Annotated in this window: 17 protein-coding genes; 8 read left to right on the top strand and 9 right to left on the bottom strand. The window is 64.5% G+C overall.

Annotated features, from left to right (window positions below):
• The first annotated feature begins 23 nt into the window (after positions 1-23).
• The 5 genes from rimM (at position 24) to WH367_RS01130 (ending at position 3,794) form a co-directional block, all read left to right on the top strand.
• Positions 24-596 carry a ribosome maturation factor RimM gene (gene rimM / locus WH367_RS01150; protein WP_021027922.1) on the top strand — a complete coding sequence of 191 codons (573 nt, stop codon included), beginning with the start codon at positions 24-26 and terminating at the stop codon, positions 594-596.
• A gap of 39 nt (positions 597-635) precedes the next feature.
• Complete coding sequence (gene trmD, locus WH367_RS01145; RefSeq protein WP_339533801.1) at positions 636-1,412, top strand: tRNA (guanosine(37)-N1)-methyltransferase TrmD; 777 nt, start codon at positions 636-638, stop codon at positions 1,410-1,412.
• 133 nt (positions 1,413-1,545) lie between these two features.
• Entirely contained in the window at positions 1,546-1,929 is a 384-nt protein-coding gene (rplS, locus tag WH367_RS01140; RefSeq protein ID WP_027011119.1) for a 50S ribosomal protein L19, read from the top strand.
• Positions 1,930-2,022: 93 nt separating this feature from the next.
• On the top strand, positions 2,023-2,769 hold the full coding sequence (locus WH367_RS01135) for a CoA pyrophosphatase (RefSeq protein WP_339533800.1): 747 nt from the start codon (positions 2,023-2,025) through the stop codon (positions 2,767-2,769).
• Positions 2,770-2,816: 47 nt separating this feature from the next.
• On the top strand, positions 2,817-3,794 hold the full coding sequence (locus tag WH367_RS01130; protein ID WP_021027927.1) for a CobD/CbiB family protein: 978 nt from the start codon (positions 2,817-2,819) through the stop codon (positions 3,792-3,794).
• Between the two features lie 119 nt (positions 3,795-3,913).
• Here the strand turns inward: WH367_RS01130 and WH367_RS01125 are convergent, their stop codons facing one another.
• Entirely contained in the window at positions 3,914-5,080 is a 1,167-nt protein-coding gene (locus WH367_RS01125; RefSeq protein ID WP_021027928.1) for an MFS transporter, read from the bottom strand.
• Positions 5,081-5,239: 159 nt separating this feature from the next.
• Between WH367_RS01125 and WH367_RS01120 the strand changes: the two genes are divergently transcribed.
• Entirely contained in the window at positions 5,240-6,220 is a 981-nt protein-coding gene (locus WH367_RS01120; RefSeq protein WP_339518308.1) for a LysR family transcriptional regulator, read from the top strand.
• Between the two features lie 16 nt (positions 6,221-6,236).
• On the opposite strand, the gene rsgA is transcribed toward WH367_RS01120, so the two are convergent.
• From rsgA to WH367_RS01105, 3 genes are read right to left on the bottom strand one after another with little or no spacing between them, the layout of a single operon-like run.
• Complete coding sequence (gene rsgA / locus WH367_RS01115) at positions 6,237-7,220, bottom strand: ribosome small subunit-dependent GTPase A (protein WP_339533797.1); 984 nt, start codon at positions 7,218-7,220, stop codon at positions 6,237-6,239.
• A 5-nt stretch (positions 7,221-7,225) separates the two neighbouring features.
• Positions 7,226-7,570: a 4a-hydroxytetrahydrobiopterin dehydratase gene (locus tag WH367_RS01110; protein WP_021027931.1), complete on the bottom strand. Its 345-nt coding sequence runs from the start codon at positions 7,568-7,570 to the stop codon at positions 7,226-7,228.
• On the bottom strand, positions 7,563-8,852 hold the full coding sequence (locus WH367_RS01105) for a M48 family metallopeptidase (RefSeq protein WP_445228049.1): 1,290 nt from the start codon (positions 8,850-8,852) through the stop codon (positions 7,563-7,565). The genes WH367_RS01110 and WH367_RS01105 overlap by 8 nt, the downstream gene beginning before the upstream one ends.
• 60 nt (positions 8,853-8,912) lie before the next feature.
• Here WH367_RS01105 and orn point away from each other — a divergent pair, with 60 nt between their 5' ends.
• Positions 8,913-9,527 carry an oligoribonuclease gene (orn, locus tag WH367_RS01100; protein WP_021027933.1) on the top strand — a complete coding sequence of 205 codons (615 nt, stop codon included), beginning with the start codon at positions 8,913-8,915 and terminating at the stop codon, positions 9,525-9,527.
• Here orn and WH367_RS01095 read toward each other — a convergent pair.
• Positions 9,520-10,320, bottom strand: a complete 801-nt coding sequence (locus tag WH367_RS01095; RefSeq protein ID WP_339533796.1) for a hypothetical protein — start codon at positions 10,318-10,320, stop codon at positions 9,520-9,522. The genes orn and WH367_RS01095 overlap by 8 nt on opposite strands.
• A gap of 341 nt (positions 10,321-10,661) precedes the next feature.
• On the opposite strand from WH367_RS01095, the gene WH367_RS01090 reads away from it, so the two are divergent.
• Complete coding sequence (locus WH367_RS01090; RefSeq protein WP_339533794.1) at positions 10,662-12,734, top strand: DEAD/DEAH box helicase; 2,073 nt, start codon at positions 10,662-10,664, stop codon at positions 12,732-12,734.
• A gap of 119 nt (positions 12,735-12,853) precedes the next feature.
• Here WH367_RS01090 and WH367_RS01085 read toward each other — a convergent pair whose 3' ends face one another.
• The 4 genes from WH367_RS01085 to WH367_RS01070 all read right to left on the bottom strand — a co-directional run bounded on the left by WH367_RS01085 (position 12,854) and on the right by WH367_RS01070 (position 16,545).
• Complete coding sequence (locus tag WH367_RS01085; RefSeq protein ID WP_339533792.1) at positions 12,854-14,092, bottom strand: multidrug effflux MFS transporter; 1,239 nt, start codon at positions 14,090-14,092, stop codon at positions 12,854-12,856.
• Between the two features lie 165 nt (positions 14,093-14,257).
• On the bottom strand, positions 14,258-14,800 hold the full coding sequence (locus WH367_RS01080; protein WP_021027937.1) for a GTP-binding protein: 543 nt from the start codon (positions 14,798-14,800) through the stop codon (positions 14,258-14,260).
• 20 nt (positions 14,801-14,820) lie between these two features.
• Positions 14,821-15,732, bottom strand: a complete 912-nt coding sequence (locus tag WH367_RS01075; RefSeq protein ID WP_339533790.1) for a hypothetical protein — start codon at positions 15,730-15,732, stop codon at positions 14,821-14,823.
• A gap of 324 nt (positions 15,733-16,056) precedes the next feature.
• On the bottom strand, positions 16,057-16,545 hold the full coding sequence (locus tag WH367_RS01070; protein WP_339533788.1) for a copper chaperone PCu(A)C: 489 nt from the start codon (positions 16,543-16,545) through the stop codon (positions 16,057-16,059).
• Between the last annotated feature and the right edge of the window lie 149 nt (positions 16,546-16,694).

Genomic DNA, 16,694 nt, shown 5'->3' with positions numbered 1-16,694 from the left:
TTTTATTGCCCTGTTGAACTGCCATGCCCGCTACCGAGTTGTTGTTAAGCCCTGCCACCTTGCCCGATGACGCCATTGAAGTGGCGCGCATTGCCGATGCCTGGGGCGTCAAGGGCTGGTTCAAGGTGATTGCCCTCAGCCCCGACCCGCAGGCGCTGCTCAAGTCCAAGCTGTGGTTCATCCAGCCGCCCGAGAAGGGCGCGCGCCACTTCCAGGGCGTTGCCCAGCTGGAGATGCGCCAGGCGCGTTTCCATGGCGATGGCATGGTGGGCTGGGCCCAGGGCGTGGACGACCGCGACCAGGCCGAAAAACTCAAAGGTGCGCGGGTGTTCATCTCGCGCGCTGATTTCCCCAAGACCGACGACGGCGAGTACTACTGGGTGGACCTGCTGGGTCTGGCCGTGGTCAACCGCGAAGGCGTGGCACTGGGCACTGTGAGCGACCTGATGGCCTCGGGCCCCCAGACCGTGCTGGTGCTGAACTACGAAGAAGACGGCAAGACGCAGGAGCGCCTGATTCCGTTTGTCGGCGCCTTTGTCGACGAGGTCTCGCTGCCCAACAAGCGCATCACGGTCGACTGGCAGCCGGACTACTGATCGTGCCGGACACGCAGGCCGCCAGCGGGGAGAATTTCCATGCGCTTTGACATCATCACCTTGTTCCCCGAACTGTTCGGCCCCTTTGTCGAGGTGGGGGTGACGCGCCGCGCCTACAGCAGCGGCCAGGTGGCGGTGCAGTGCTGGAACCCGCGCGATTACGCCCCAGGCAACTACCGCCGCGTCGATGACCGCCCCTTTGGCGGTGGCCCCGGCATGGTGATGATGGCCCAGCCGCTGGCCGACTGCCTGGCTGCCATCCGCGAAGCGCGTGCAGAGGCGCAGCCCGCGCCGCTGGTGCTGTTCTCGCCGATTGGCGAGCGCATCGACCATGCCCAGGTGCAGCGCTGGTCCGATTCGCAGGGCGCCATCTTGCTGTGCGGCCGTTATGAAGGCGTGGACCAGCGCTTTATTGACCGCCATGTCGATGTGCAGCTGAGCCTGGGCGATTTTGTGCTCTCGGGCGGCGAGATTGCCGCGATGGCCTTGCTCGATGCGGTGGCCCGCCTGCAACCCGGTGTGCTGCATGACGAGGGCAGCCACCAGTTCGACAGCTTCAACCCCGCGCTCGACGGCCTGTTGGATTGCCCCCACTACACCCGGCCTGAGGTCTGGGAAGGCGAGCCGGTGCCCGCAGCCCTGCTGTCGGGCCACCATGCCAATATCGAGCGCTGGCGCCGCGAGCAAAGCCTGCGCAACACGGCCATCCACCGCCCTGAGCTGCTGGACCAGGCGCGCAGCCGCAAGCAGCTCAGCCGCAAGGATGAACAGCTGCTGGCCAGTGCCGATTTGGCAAATTTGGCAAAACCGCTATAATTGCCGGTTTTACGATCCTCTACACGGCCGCTTTTTTCAATGGTGAGAGAAGCAATACGCCGCACATGCCCCGTACACCGTGCTGGGCGCGGCTGCCAAATTCATGGCGCGCGTATGATCGTTGGATGAAACCATGAACCTGATCCAGATTCTCGAGCAAGAAGAAATTGCTCGCCTGAACAAGACCATTCCTGAATTTGCCCCTGGCGACACCGTGATCGTGAGCGTGAACGTTGTTGAAGGTACGCGCAAGCGCGTGCAGGCTTACGAAGGCGTGGTGATTGCCAAGCGCAATCGCGGTCTGAACAGCGGCTTCACCGTGCGCAAGATCTCCAGTGGCGAAGGCGTGGAACGTACGTTCCAAACCTACAGCCCTATGATCGCCGGTATCGAAGTCAAGCGCCGCGGCGATGTGCGCCGTGCCAAGCTGTACTACCTGCGTGAACGCAGCGGCAAGTCGGCTCGTATCAAGGAAAAGCTGCCAGCACGCAAGGCAGCACCTGTGGCAGCTGCGTAATCACGCTGCGACAGAGCCCAGTGCTGAAAGCCGCTACAGTGCAAGCTGTGGCGGCTTTTTTACATGGCCCGCTGCGTCTGCCGCCTGTTGTTTATGTCTAACGCCTCTTCTGTCTCGCCTTCATCACCGCCTGCCGCCGCCGCTGTGCGGGTGTCGTCCATCATGGATCCGCGCCGCGCGCCGGTCGTGCAGGTCGACTCGGCGCTGCCGGCAGTCGCGCCGCGCCTGTTGCTGGCCGATTCGCTGCGCCAGGCTTTTGTCGCCCATCCCCATGGCGGTGAGCCGGAAATCTTCCGCGAACGCAGCTGGACGGACCGGCCCCCGGCCAAGGCCGCCGTGCTGGTGGCGCTGGTGCAGCGCCAGGAGATGCATGTGCTGCTGACCCAGCGCAGCGCTGGCCTGACGAACCATTCGGGGCAGATTGCCTTCCCCGGCGGCCGCCAGGACCCGGAGGACCGCGATATCAACGACACCGCGCTGCGCGAGGCCTGGGAAGAGGTGGGGCTGGCGCGCGAGCGGGTCGAAATCATTGGCCGCCTGCCCGAGTACGCGACCGGCTCGGGCTTTGAGGTGACGCCTATCGTCGGGCTGGTGCAGCCACCGTTCCACCTGCAGGCCAACCCGGGCGAGGTGGATGAGGTGTTCGAGGTGCCGCTGTCCTTCTTGATGAACCCCGCGCACCACCGCTGGCAGCAGCTCGACACGCCCGAGTTCAGCCGGCGCTGGCTGTCGATGCCCTATGACGATCCCGCATCGGGCCAGCAGCGCTTTATCTGGGGGGCTACGGCCAGCATGCTGCGCAATTTGTACCGGTTTTTGGCCTTTCCACCCGCGTTGTAGTTTGTAACGGCTTGTGTGATACATCACAGCCGGTATGATCACTGTCCATGAGTTTTTTCGCCACGCTGATGGCCCTGCTGCTGGAGCAGGCCAAATCCCTGTCTCGCGACAACCCGGTCTATGCCGGTGTGCGGGCCTGGGTGCAATGGCTCAGCCGCAATCTGGATGCCGGCGAGCAGCGCCACGGCTGGCTGGCCTGGAGCGTGGCGGTGTTGCTGCCCACGGCCCTGGCCATGGGCATGCACTGGCTGCTGGTGGCCCTGGTGGGCTGGCCCCTGGCGATGGCCTGGCATGTGCTGGTGCTGTATGTGACCTTGGGCTTTCGCCAGTTCAGCCACCATTTCACCCGCATCCGCCATGCGCTGGAGTCCGGCGATGAGGACCAGGCCCGCCAGTACCTGGCCGACTGGCAGCAGGTCCACGCCGATGACCTGCCGCGCCGCGAGATCGTGCGCCATGTGATCGAGTACTCGGTGCTGGCCGCGCACCGCCATGTGTTTGGCGTGCTGGCCTGCTACTCCATCGGCTCGGCGCTGGGCCTGGGGCCCGCCGGCGCGGTGTTTTTCCGCATGGCTGAATACGCCTCGCGCTTTGCGCGCCCATCGGTGCAGCCCGTGGCCATGGTGCAAGGCGCTTTCGAGACGGTTGCGGCCAAGGCCTGGACCATCGTGGACTGGCTGCCCTCACGGCTCACGGCGCTGAGCTTTGCCGTGGTGGGCAATTTTGAAGAGGCCATCGACGGCTGGCGCTTTCAGACCCAGCATTTCCCCAATGACAACGATGGCGTGATCCTGGCCGCGACCGCCGGTGCCATCGACATCCGCCTGGGCGGGGTGGCCTTGCGCGCCCGCAGTGTCGATATCGATGCCGCCGCGCCCCTGCAGATCCAGGGCGATGGCGCCACCACCCCGGGCCGTGACCCGGAAGTCGCCCACCTGCGCAGCGTGGTGGGCCTGGTGTGGCGCTCCGTCGTGGTCTGGATGTTACTGCTCGCGCTGCTCACCTTGGCGCGCCTGTTGGGCTGAGCCGCTAACACAACCCTTGATACGTCGTTGCCAAGCCTTGTCGTACTACTGTACTGCCTGCGGCTTGGCGTCTAGTCTCAACCGCAAACCTGCGGTTTGCTGGGCCGTGTTAACGGCTACTAGGCAGTCTGCAGCGCAGCGCTTGGACTGCGGCGCTGGCCCATCGCCACCAGCACCAGGCCGATGGCCGACAGCGCTGCAGCGCCCCAGATGATCGACAGCAGGCCTGCGCCGGCAATCAGGCTGCCGCCCACCCAGGCACCCAGCGCATTGCCCAGGTTAAAGGCCGCGATGTTCAGGCTGGAGGCCAAGGTGGCACCCTGGCTGCCCACGCCTTGCATCACCCGCATCTGCATGGGGGCCACGGTGGCAAAGGCGACAACACCCAGCACGGTCACATAGGCCATGGCCACGGCCGCCGAGATGCCAAAGGCCCAACGGCCTGCCAGCAGCACAAGCACCAGGGCGCCCAGGGTGATCCACAGCGCGCGCACCACGCCCCGGTCGGCCAGCTTGCCGCCGGCAATATTGCCCACGGCCGAGCCGGCGCCAAACAGCAGCAGGCTTAGCGCCACGCCAGTGTTGCCCATCTGGGTGATCTGCGACAGCAGCGGCTCCACATAGGTGTAGAGCGCAAACACGCCGCCAAAGCCGAAGACGGTCATGCCCAGGCCCAGCCACAGGGGCGTGCTCGCCAGGATGGACAGCTCATCGCGCAGCGCAGCGGGCGCCGCCTGCTGCAGCTTGCTGGGCACAAAGGCAGCCAGAATACCCAGCGCGACCACGCCGATCACGGCCACGGTGGCAAAGGCCATGCGCCAGCCAAAATGCTGGCCGATCCAGGTGCCGGCCGGCACGCCCAGCAAGGTGGCCAGCGTCAGGCCCGAGAACATCAGCGCAATGGCCGAGGCCTGCTTGTCCTTGGCGACCAGGCCGGTGGCCACGACGGCGCCGACGCCAAAGAAGGTGCCATGGGTGAGCGAGGTGAGCATGCGCGCGCCCATCAGCCAGCCATAGCTGGGGGCCATGGCCGCAGCGATATTGCCTGCGATAAAGATCAGCATCAGGCCCAGCAGCAGCCATTTGCGCGGCCAGTGGCGCGTGGCCAAGGTGAGCACGGGCGCCCCAATGGCCACGCCAAAGGCATAGCCGGAGATGAGGGTGCCGGCCGTGGGGATGCTGATGCCCAGGTCCTGGCTGACCTGGGTGAGCAGGCCCATGATGATGAATTCGGTGGTGCCGATGCCAAAGGCACCGGCGGCGAGCGCCAGCAATGAGACAGGCATGGGTGGATTCCTTGTGTGTAGGGGCGAAGGCCGGGTGGCCATCAGCGAGGAATGGGATTGTGAAGCGCGGTCTGATTCTTGTGTAGCCGGAATAGCGGAAAGGTATTTGTTCCCAAATGGAACAAATAAGAGCAGAATTTGCCACCACCATCTGCAGCTATGACGCTTTTGACCATGCGCAACCCCGCCTTTCCCGCCAGCCCGACCTTTGAGACCAACCGCTCCGGTGAGCTGGAGGTGTTTGTGCAGGTGGCCGAACACGGCAGCTTCTCGGCCGCTGCCCGCCACCTGGGCGTGTCGCCGTCGGCCACCAGCAAGATCGTGGCGCGCATGGAGGCGCGGCTGGGCGCGCAGCTGCTGCTGCGCAGCACGCGCCGGGTGCAGCTGACGCCCGAGGGCCGCCAGCTCTATGAGCGCGGCCAGCGCGTGCTGGCTGATCTGCAGGAGGCCGAAGCGGCCGCATCGCTGCGCAGCACGCCCAAGGGCGTTGTGCGCATCAACTCCAGCTCATCGACCGGGCAAGCCATTCTGGTGCCGCTGGTGGCCCGGCTGATGCAGCAGTACCCGGGCCTGGTGCTGGACCTGAGTTTTACCGACGAGGTGGTCGACCTGATGGAGGCGCGGGCCGATATCGCGATCCGCTGGGGCAAGCTGCCGGCCTCGGACATGGTGGCGCGCCTCTTGGGCCATACCCGCCAGGTCATCGTGGCAGCACCGGCGTATCTGGATGCGCATGGCGTGCCCACCCACCCCGATGCGCTGGGCGGCCATGTGCGCATTGGCTGGAACTACCAGCGCACGGTGCCGCACTGGCCGTTCCGGCTGGCGGGGCAGGATGTGGAGGTGGCCATTGGCGAGCTGCTGCGCGTCAACGATGGCGATGTAATGCGCAATCTGGCCGTTGAAGGCGTGGGCCTGGCGCGGCTGTCGCTGTTCCATGCCTGGCACGATATCGCGGCGGGCCGGCTGCAGGTGGTGCTGGAGGCCTTCAACACCGGCGTGCTGGAGCCCATCCATGCGGTCTACCTGGGCAAGCCCGAGCGCCTGCCGTCGCGCACCCGGGCCGTGCTTGATTTTCTGAAGACCCATGTCGACCTGGGCCATGCCGAGACCTTGCCCAAAGAGTGGTGCCGGGGCTAAGGTCTGGTCAACCGCTTTAGTACGCGCTCAGGTTGAGCTCGTCAAACAGCTCGCTGTAGATGCGGTAGCGGTTGTCGCTGATCGGCAGCTCGGCATGGCCGTTTTGCACCGCATGGATGACGCCGCAGCCGGGCTCGTGCAAATGGGTGCAGTTGTAGAACTTGCACTCCTTGGCATGGGCGCCGATGTCGGGCATGCAGGCGGCCAGCTGCGTGGGCGCGATGTGGTAGAGGCCAAACTCCTGGAAGCCGGGCGAGTCGATCAGCGCGGTCTTGCGCGCCTCGTCCACCCAGTACAGGGTGGTGCTGGTGGTCGTGTGCTTGCCGGTGTTCAGCGCCTGCGAGATCTCGTTGGTCGCCACATTCGCGCCCGGTATCAGCAGGTTGATGAGCGTGCTCTTGCCCACGCCCGAGGGGCCAAGCACCAAGGTGGTCTTGCCTTCGAGCAGGCCGTAGATGGCATCACGGTCTTCCTCGTCGGCGCCTTCCAGCGCAAAGGGCAGCACCATGTAGTGCGGCGGGTCCTCGACCTGGTCGCGCATGGTGCGGTAGGGCTCCAGCCGCTCCCAGGCGCGCAAAAAGGGCTCTTCCAGGTCCATCTTGTTGAGCGCAATGATGGGCGTGATGTGCGCCGCTTCGGCCGCAATCAGCGCGCGTGCCAGCTGCACCTCGCTGAAGACCGGCTCGGCCGCGATCAGGATCAGCAACTGGTCCAGATTGGCGGCAAAGGTCTTGGTGCGGATGTCGTCCTGGCGGTAGAAGACATTGCGGCGCTCCAGCACCTTCTCGATCGTGCCTTCTTCGCCCTGGCCTGTAGGCGGGGCCAGCCAGCGCACCTGGTCGCCGACGACGGCCTGGCTCTTCTTGCCCCGGGGGTGGCAGATGCGGCGCACGCCGTCAGGCGTCTCCACCACACAGTGGCGGCCATAGCTGGCGACGACCAGGCCCGTCTGCGTCCCCGTCTGGCTGGGCGCGCTGGCGCGTCTTGCAGGTTTTGCCATGTCTCTCAGGCCAGCTGCAGCATGGCTTCGATGCGGCGTGCGCATTCGAAGTCGGTGACCGACAGCCCATGCACATCATGGGTGTTGAAGCGCACCACGCAGCGGTTGTAGTGCACCGACAGGTCCGGGTGGTGGTCCTGCGTATGGGCCACCAGGGCCACGCCATTCACAAAGGCCATGGTCTCGTAGTAGTTGGCAAAGCGGAAGGTCTTCTCGATGGCCACCTCGGCGCCATCACCGCTCAGCACCCAACCGGTCAGTGGGCTCAGCTGGGTCACCACCTCGGAGGCAGACAGCGCGCGGCGGCTTTGGGTGGACCAGTCTTGTTGGGGCAGGTGGGATTCAGTCATGGGCCAATTGTTGCATGTGGCGGATACGCTCTACGGCAGGCGGGTGCGAATAGTAATAGCGCACATAGACCGGGTCGGGCGTCAAGGTGGAGGCGTTGTCCTCGTAGAGCTTGAGCAGGGCCGACTGCAGATCGGCCGCGCGCGTCTGCTGGACGGCATAGGCATCGGCCTCGAACTCGTGCTTGCGCGAGGACTGCGCCATCAGCGGCGAGACAAAGCTGCTGAACACCGGCACGGCCAGCATGAACAGCAGCAAGGCCAGCGCATCGTTGGGGCTGGCTCCGGGCACGCCCGGGATGTTGAGGTTGGGTGTGACGCCCAGGCCGGTGTAGAACCAGCCCTGCTGCGACAGCCAGCCCAGCAGCGCAAAGCCCAGCAGCGTGAGGCCAAACAGGCCCAGCATGCGCTTGAGGATGTGCTTGTGCTTGAAGTGGCCCAGCTCATGGGCGAGCACCGCTTCGACTTCGTCGCCATTGAGCTTGTGCAGCAAGGTGTCGAAGAACACCACGCGCTTGCTGGCGCCAAAGCCGGTGAAGTAGGCATTGGCATGCGCACTGCGGCGGCTGCCATCCATCACAAACAGGCCCTTGGCGGCAAAGCCGCAGCGCTGCATCAGGGCCTGTACGCGGGCTTTGAGGCTCTCGTCTTCCAGCGGCTGGAACTTGTTGAACAGCGGCGCGATGAAAGCCGGGTAGATGACCATCAGCAGCAGGTTGAAGCCCACCCAGAAGGCCCAGGCCCAGAGCCACCACCACTGGCCGGCCGATCCCATCAGCCACAGAATGACGGCCAGAATGGGCAGGCCCACCAGCGCGCCCATGGCCGTGCCCTTGAGCAGATCGGCCAGCCACAGGCCGGGCGTCATCTTGTTGAAGCCAAAGCGCTGCTCCAGCACAAAGGTCTGGTAGTAGCTGGCCGGCAGATCGATGAGGCCGCTGATCAGCGCAAAGGCAGCGACCAGGGTCAGCTGCTGCCACATGCCGCCGCCCAGTGCGTCGAGCAGGCTGGCGTTGAGCAGATCCAGCCCGCCCAGCAAGGTCCAGCCCAGCAGCGCCGCAGTGCCGATGGCCAGTCCCAGCAGCCCAAAGCGGGTCTTGGCAATCGTGTAGTCGGCCGCCTTGTGGTGTGCAGCCTGGCTGATGCGGTCGGCAAAGAGGGCGGGGACGGCATCGCGGTGGGCGGCCACATGGCGCATCTGGCGGCTGGCCAGCCAGAGTTTGGTCAGCACACTGGCGGCCAGTGCGATCGCGAATAGCAGGGTGAACAGCAGCGATGGAGTCACAAGTGGGGGTGTTGGTTGGCGAATACCGGACAGTGTAGGGCATAGGCGACAATCGCCCCCATGCAAAACAAGAACACCCTGGATACGCCGCTGGCACCCGTGCCCGAGCTGGCCAAGTCCGATCTGAACCTGGTCTGGCTCGACTGTGAAATGACCGGTTTGAACCCGCAGGAGCACCGTGTGATCGAGATCGCGCTGGTGGTTACCAGTGCCGATCTGAGCCTGCGCGTCGAAGGCCCGGTGATTGCCATCCACCAAAGCGATGAGGAGCTGGCCAAGATGGATGCCTGGAACCGGGGCACCCATGGCCGCAGCGGGCTGACCGAGCGGGTCAAGGCCTCGCAGATCGACGAGGCCGCTGCGCAGGCCGAGGTGCTGCGCTTCATGAAACGCTATGTGCCCAAGGCCAAGGTGCCCATGTGCGGCAACAGCATTGGCCAGGACCGCCGTTTTCTGGCGCGCTACATGCCCGATCTGGAGGCCTACTTCCACTACCGCAATGTGGACGTGAGCACGCTCAAGGAGCTGGCACGGCGCTGGCGCCCCGAGCTGGTCACCGGCTTCAAGAAGGCGCAAAAGCACACCGCGCTGGCCGATGTGCATGAGTCGATTGACGAGATGCTGTACTACCGCCAGCATTTTCTGCAGCTGGCGCCCGGATCAGCGGCTACTTGATATCGAAGCGGCTGACCTGGCTGGTCTCCGTCACCAGGGTATCGGTTTTTCCCCCTTGGCGGGTGCTGGCGCTCTCCTTGAGTCTGAGCCCGCGGTAGGGGCCCGCCGCTGCCACCCAGGTCGTTGTCTGCGTCTCCCGGCTTGCCTCGGGCTTGCCTTGCTGGCTCGCTGTAACGCTGCTGACGAAGCGGCAGGCCTCCACGGTGCCCAGGGCCGTGGTGATGGTCTCTCTGCCTTCGTAGCTTCGGGTCTCGGCCAGCGTGGTGACGGTCTTTGTTTCTCCGTCAGCGTTCGAGACGCTATCCGTTTGTACGATGGTTTGGGACGTGGTCTGACCGGGCGCCATCGCGATCAGCGACTGGCGGGGCGGGGCCAGGCTTTGGCGGCTGGTGGCGCCGATATTGAAGGCGTTGTAGCCGTGGTAGAGCAGCGCACCGCCCTCGATGCTGTAGTGCAGGCTGGTGCGCCCGCCGTTGGGCGTGGGATTGACATAGATGTGGTTGATGCCGTTCTCCTCGTTCTGGCTGGTGACCCAGTGGTAGACAAGGTTGGTTGAAGCTGGCCCATCGTTCAGACTTTTGCTCTGGCTGACATAGATTTGCGTGTCCTTGCGGTAAAAACCGGCATTGAAGCAGTCGCTGGAATTCTTGGCTTCTTCTGGACTGTCGCTCCCTCCGCCGCCGCAAGCGGTAAGCAGGCCTGCGCCGAGCAATCCGGTAATGGCCATCAGAGTTAGTGAGTAGTTGGTCATGTCGCTCTCCTTGTTGTGGTGCAGGTATCCTATCTTTTTCATTGTTTTTATCAATTAAATTTGCAATTAAAATTGATTTTTTCAAATTAAAGAAATTTAGCCTTCACCCGTAGCTGCTTTGGTACAGAAGTCCTTGCGTTGATGCGGGAAAACCCGAAATGTGCGATAATTTGCGCTTCCCCGCCAAAACTGGCGGTTGATACGCACATCTCCCTTCATTCTCTGGGCGTCCAGGTCATGCGATTCGCAGCATGGCCGCTTTGAACAAGCCCGCGGCAATTTGTACGGCCGTTACCGTTTGATGGTTGATGTATTTAAAACCATGAACGGTACGGAACTGCGTCGCGAAACGCGCAGGAGCCGACCTATTGCTATTGTTCAAAATGACGCAAGACCTCCATCTGCAGGGCGAAGCCGCGCCTGCGCAAAACACTGTTGACGCTACCCAAGAGATCGTCAATACCTCCCCCCTGTCGGCTCTGGCCGAAGACGCTTTGCAAGAAGACGGCACCGCGCTGGTGGCTGAGGCTGAAGGCGAAGCCGAGGTGCTGCCTGAAGAGCCCAATGGCTTTGTCGAGCTGGGCCTGGCGCCCGAGCTGGTGCAGGCCGTCAAGGACCTGGGCTACACCCAACCGACCGCTGTGCAATCGCGCGCCATCCCGCTGGCGATGATCAACGACGGTGAAGCGTCGCAGCACTTTGCGGACCTGATGGTCTCGAGCCAGACCGGCTCGGGCAAGACCGCTGCCTTCTTGCTGCCCGTGCTGCACACCCTGATCCAGCAGCAAGGCCAGGCCGAAGCCGCTGAGCGCGCTGAACACGAACGCCTGGTGGCCGAAGCCCTGGCCCGTGGCGAGCAAGCCCCCAAGCGCGCCAAGCGCAAGAACCCGCTGAGCCCGCGCAATTTCAAGGCTGCCCAACCCGGCGCGCTGATTCTGTGCCCTACCCGTGAGCTGGCCCAGCAAGTGGCCCATGACGCGATCGAGCTGGTGCGCCACTGCCGTGGTCTGCGTGTGGCCAATATCGTCGGCGGCATGCCCTACCAGCTGCAAATTGCCAAGCTGCAAAATGCCGACCTGGTCGTGGCAACGCCCGGCCGTCTGCTCGACCTGCAGCGCTCGATGCAGATCAAGCTCGACAAGGTGCAGTTCCTGGTCGTTGACGAAGCCGACCGCATGCTCGACCTGGGCTTCTCGGACGACCTGGCCGAAGTCAACCAGCTGACGGTGCAGCGCAAGCAAACGATGATGTTCAGCGCGACCTTCGCGCCGCGCATCCAGCAACTGGCCATGCGTGTGATGCATGACAACGGCGCCAGCGTGCAGAAGATCACCATCGATTCGCCCCAGGAAAAGCATGCCAACATCAAGCAGGTGCTGTTCTGGGCCGACAACTCCCAGCACAAGCGCAAGCTGCTGGACCACTGGCTGCGTGATGCCTCGATCAACCAGGCCATCGTGTTTGCATCCACCCAGGTGGAATGTGACGGCCTGGCCAACGACCTGCAGCAAGAAGGCTTCTCGGCTGTGGCACTGCACGGCGCGCTGAGCCAAGGCCTGCGTAACCGCCGCCTGATGGCGCTGCGCAATGGCCAGGTACAGATCCTGGTGGCCACCGATGTGGCTGCACGCGGTATCGACGTGCCCACGATCACCCACGTGTTCAACTACGGCCTGCCGATGAAGGCCGAAGACTACACCCACCGCATTGGCCGTACCGGCCGTGCTGGCCGCTCGGGTCTGGCGATCACTTTCGCCGAGTTCCGTGACCGCCGCCGTGTCTTCGATATCGAGGCCTACACCAAGCAGCAGTTCAAGCCGGAAGTGATTCCAGGCATGGAGCCGCAGCAGCGCTTCCCCGCCCGCAGCGAAGGCGGCCCACGCGGCGCAGGTCGCGGTGGTGACCGTGGCCGTCCAGGTGCTGGCCGTGGTGGCGATCGCCGTGGTGGTGGCGGCTTTGGCGCTGACCGTGGCTTTGGTGGCCGCCGTGATGGCGAAGGCTATGGCCGCAAGCCTGGCTTTGGCGAAAACGCTGGTTTTGGTGGTGGTCCACGTGGTGGCGACAGCCGTCCGCGTTTCGAGCAGCGCGATGACCGCGCCCCCCGCTTTGAGCAGCGTGCTGAGCGCGGTGGCGACCGCTTCCAGGAGCGTGGCCCGGACCGTTTCCAGGACCGTGGTGCAGACCGCTTCCAGGACCGCGCACCGCGCCCCGAAGGCCGTAGCTTTGACCGCGCGCCTGAGCGCCGTGCCGACCGCTTTGCTGGCGACAACCGTGGTGCTGGTGACAGCCGTGGCGCTGACAGCCGTGGCCCACGCAGCCCAGCCCCCCGCCATGCCGGTGGTGGTGACTTCGCCCAGCGCCGCCCAGGCGGTGACAACCGCTTTGGTGGTGAGCGCGGTGGCCGTCCCTACAGCCCCGCTGGCGGTGACCGCAAGCGCACCGAGCGCAGCCGCTAAGCAGCGCATAGCGCAATGACAAAGAGCTTCCTGAGGGAAGCTCTTTTTTTGTGCCTGTTGCACAAGGCGGCTGGTTGATAACGAGCGCTTGGCGCCTCCTTGGGCGCATCCGTCAGACTTCAGACCGCGTTATGGCGCCCGATATCGGGCCAGCGGTGGTGGAAATAGATCCAGCTGAGCAGGCCGGTCAGCATCAAGCCCATCGATGCGATGGCCAGCGCTACCGTCGACTGCATGACCAAGGGGGCGAGCACGCCCGCGACGATGCCATTGGCCACCGAGGTGACGACGGCCTGCAGGGATGAGGCCAGGCCCCGGCGCTCAGGGTGCAGGTCCAGCACCAGCAGGGTGACCACCGGGGTCATCAAGGCCCAGCCAAACGAATAGATGCCCAGCGGCAGCAGCGCCCAGGCCGGGTGCGGCGGCAGTACCAGGTTCAGCGCCAGGTAGATGCAGGAGGTCAGGAACATGATCAGAAAACCATGCCGTACCTGGCGCTTGGGCGGGATCTTGCCCGCCAGCCGGCCGCTGACCCAGGCGCCCAGCATGATGCCGCCAATCGTGCAGATGAAGAACCAGAAGAACTGGGTCGGCTGCATGCGCATATGGGTGCCCAGGAACGTGGGGGCCGACAGGATATAGATGAACATGCCGTTGAAGGGCACGCCGCTGGCAGCGGCCAGCAGCAAAAAGCGCGGGCTGCTGCACAGCTGCCAGTAGCCGCGCATCAGGTTGCGCACATCAAAGGCCTGGCGCTTCTCGGGCGGCAGGCTCTCGGGCAGCAGGCGCCAGTTGTAGGCCCACAGCAGCGCGCCAATGGCCGTGAGCAGCCAGAAGATCGATTGCCAGCTGGCGTAGGCGATGAAGACGCCGCCAATCATCGGCGCCACCGCCGGCGCGATGCCAAAGTAGATGGTGATCTGGCTCATCACCCGCTGGGCCTGGGCGGGTGGGAACAGGTCGCGCACCACCGCGCGTGAGACCACAATGCCGGCGCCCGTGGTGCAGCCCTGCAGTGCACGGAACAGGATCAGTTGCTCAGGCGTCTGGGCCAGTGCGCAGCCCGCTGATGTCAGCGCAAAGGTGGCCAGCCCCCACAGCACGACGGGGCGGCGGCCAAAGCTGTCCGACAGCGCGCCGTGGAACAGGTTCATGAACGCAAAGCCAAACAGATAGGCCGACAGCGTCTGCTGCATCTGCAGCGGCGAGGCGTTGAGCGATGCCGCAATGCCGTCAAAGGCGGGCAGGTAGGTGTCGATCGAGAAGGGCCCGAGCATGCCCAGCAGGGCCAGCATGACCGCCAGAATCCATTGGGGCGTGGGCTGGGCGGATGCGTCTGCGGGGCGTGGTGGGTTCATGGCCTGCGCGCCACCGGCCGTGGGCAGGGGGCGTCGTCAAATAAGGGGGTGAAGGGCGTGGGCTGCTGCAGCCCGGGGCCTGCCCGGTGCGCAAGCAGCAGGCGCCGAGCTTACCTCAAGCGCCAGCGCGCTGCAGTCGCTGTGGTATGGGTCTGCGGGCTGCGCTCAGCGCGGCTGCACTTCGTCGGGCAGCATCGCGGCGATGATGTCCAGGGTATCGAGCATTTGCGAGGGGTTGCGCGGATCGGCGCTGAGCACGGGCACCGCGCATTCGGCATGGGCCGAGAGGCGCACCGTGAACATCTCCTGCTGCGCGGCCGATGCGGGCCGGGCAATCAGCACCACGACGGCCTGGATATTGGGCGCCGCATGGCATTGCTGAATCAGGTCGATGGTCTGCTCCATCGCCTGCGGGTCGTGGATATCGACCATCACGATGGCGCCAAAGGCCAGCGACAGCGCCCACTCGCGCACAAAGTCGTAGCGCTCCTGGCCGGGGCAGCCATAGACCTGCAAGGTGTCCTCATCGTCGAGCTTGATTTCGCCAAAATCCAGGCCCACCGTGGTGGTCTCTTTGGCGTGGGCCTGCTTGTCCAGGTTGGGAACATCGCACTCGATGGCCAAACTGCCGCAGAGGCTGCGGATCGCCGTGGTCTTGCCGATGCCCATGGGGCCCAGCAGCACGATGCGTTTGATGGGGTGGTGCATGCAGTCCTCCCGTCAGGTGTTCAGTGCGGGTCGCTGGCCCGGTTCTGGTGGATCCAGCGGCTCAGTTGTCGGAAAAGGCCCAGCTTGGCCGCCGCCGCCGGGCTGGGCTCGGCGGCATGAGAGGCTGGGGGCACAGGGGTGGCCGGGGCCACCGATTCAACGGCTGCAGGTGGCGCCGTCTCGACCAGCACACCTTTGCCGCGCAGGACCTGCAATACGCGCAGGATCTCGCCCCGCTCCAGATGGGTGCGTTCGGCCAGCTCGTCCAGGCCCCGGTCGCCGGAGATCATCGCGGCCAGCAGCTGCCGGTGCGCCTGGCCGGCCATGCTGCCGGTCAGCTGGGTCCAACGCTTGATGCGAAAACGCGTGCCCGGCGCGGGCAGGTTGCCCAGCGCGGCAGCGGGGGCTGTGGTAGTTGCGGTGGTTGCGGCGGGCGCCTCCAGCACGGGCTCGGGCGCAGGTTCGGCCACCACCAGCGTGGGCTGGCTCAGGTCGGTGGCCTTGAGAAACGCGGCATCGGCATTCTTGACCTGCACGTCGTGCGACAAGGTCATGCTGTGCTGGCGGCGGGTCTTGAGGGTCTCGCGCAGCCGTTTGCCATGCGCTTGCACGCTGATATGTTCGAGCAGCTGGGTCAGGCGCCCCACGCTGTAGTCGGGTGGCAGCTGGGCATCGATCTGGTCGGGCCACTGCGCGCGCGCGGCCTGGGCCTGGTCATCGGTGGCGATCAGCAGCACAAAGGAGCTGTTGGAGCGGTTCTGGATGGCATCGGGCGCGCTGTGGGCGTCGATCACCCACAACTCAGTGGCTGGCTTGGCGGTCTGAGAAGGCTGTTTATCGCGCCAGTGCTTGGCTGCGACTTCAAACAAATAGCTAAAGCGCAGTTGATGGGCTTCACTCAAATGGGCGGCATGCAGGATCAACTCGGACATAACAACTCTCCCTGGCACATTCACCTTCAAGCGTTGCGGACACCGCCGTTCGTGCATGGCATGGGCCAAGCGTGGACGGTGTTCCATTTTCAAAGCTTGTAATAATATGTCAATATCTCAGATATATTAATAATGCGCAATTGATGGAGCGCAACTATTGTGCGATCTCGGTGCCGGATTAGGCGCGGGCATGCCTGAAAAGTGTAACTAGCTTTCTTGGCAGCAATATGGCGAAGCCTGCGGTATACCGCTCAGTTGTATACAAAGGCTTATATAGTGTTCAAATAAACAACAGGCATTCCGGGAGCCTGCTGCGCCTGCCCCTCAGTGCTGGTGCTGGTGGCCGCCAGCGGCGGGTGGATGTGCACCGGTTGCCGGGGCCAGGGCGCGCACCGGGGCGCTGACGGCAATGCTCTCCTTGGCGCCGTCGGCATGCAGCACTTCGAGCGTCAGGTCGACGTTTTCGCCTGCGGTCAGCGGCTTTTTCAGGCCCATCAGCATGATGTGGTAGCCGCCCGGCTTGAGGCTCACGGTCTGGCCGCTGGGCAGGCTGACGCTGGGCACGGCCCGCATCTTCATCACATTGTCTTCCATGCGCATCTCATGCACTTCGGCGCTGCTGGCTGCGTCGGTCTTCACGCCCACGAGCTGGGCATTGTCATGCGCCGAGCGCAGCTCCATGAAAACGCCCGAGGCCTGCTGCTGCGCGACCGTGGCGCGCGCCCAGGGATTGCTGACCGTGACATGGGCAAAAGCGCTGGAGGCGGTTGCAAACGCAAAGGCGGCGAGCAAGGAGGGGAGCAGGGGGCGCATGGTAGGGGCTGGGAGAAATGTCGGATGGAGAGAAAGAGTCCCTGCATTCTACAAGCGCAGGGTCATCATGGGCAGCAGGCGCTGCCGCGCGGCGTGAGGGGCAGGCGGGAAAGGCCAAGCGGGAGGGGAAATAAAAAACGGCCTAGGCG

The organism is Comamonas sp. MYb21 (genome assembly GCF_037479395.1).
Classification (GTDB): Bacteria; Pseudomonadota; Gammaproteobacteria; order Burkholderiales; family Burkholderiaceae_C; genus Comamonas.
The sequence above is the reverse complement of the archived record's forward strand: the minus strand, read 5'-3'. Positions and strand labels throughout refer to the sequence as shown.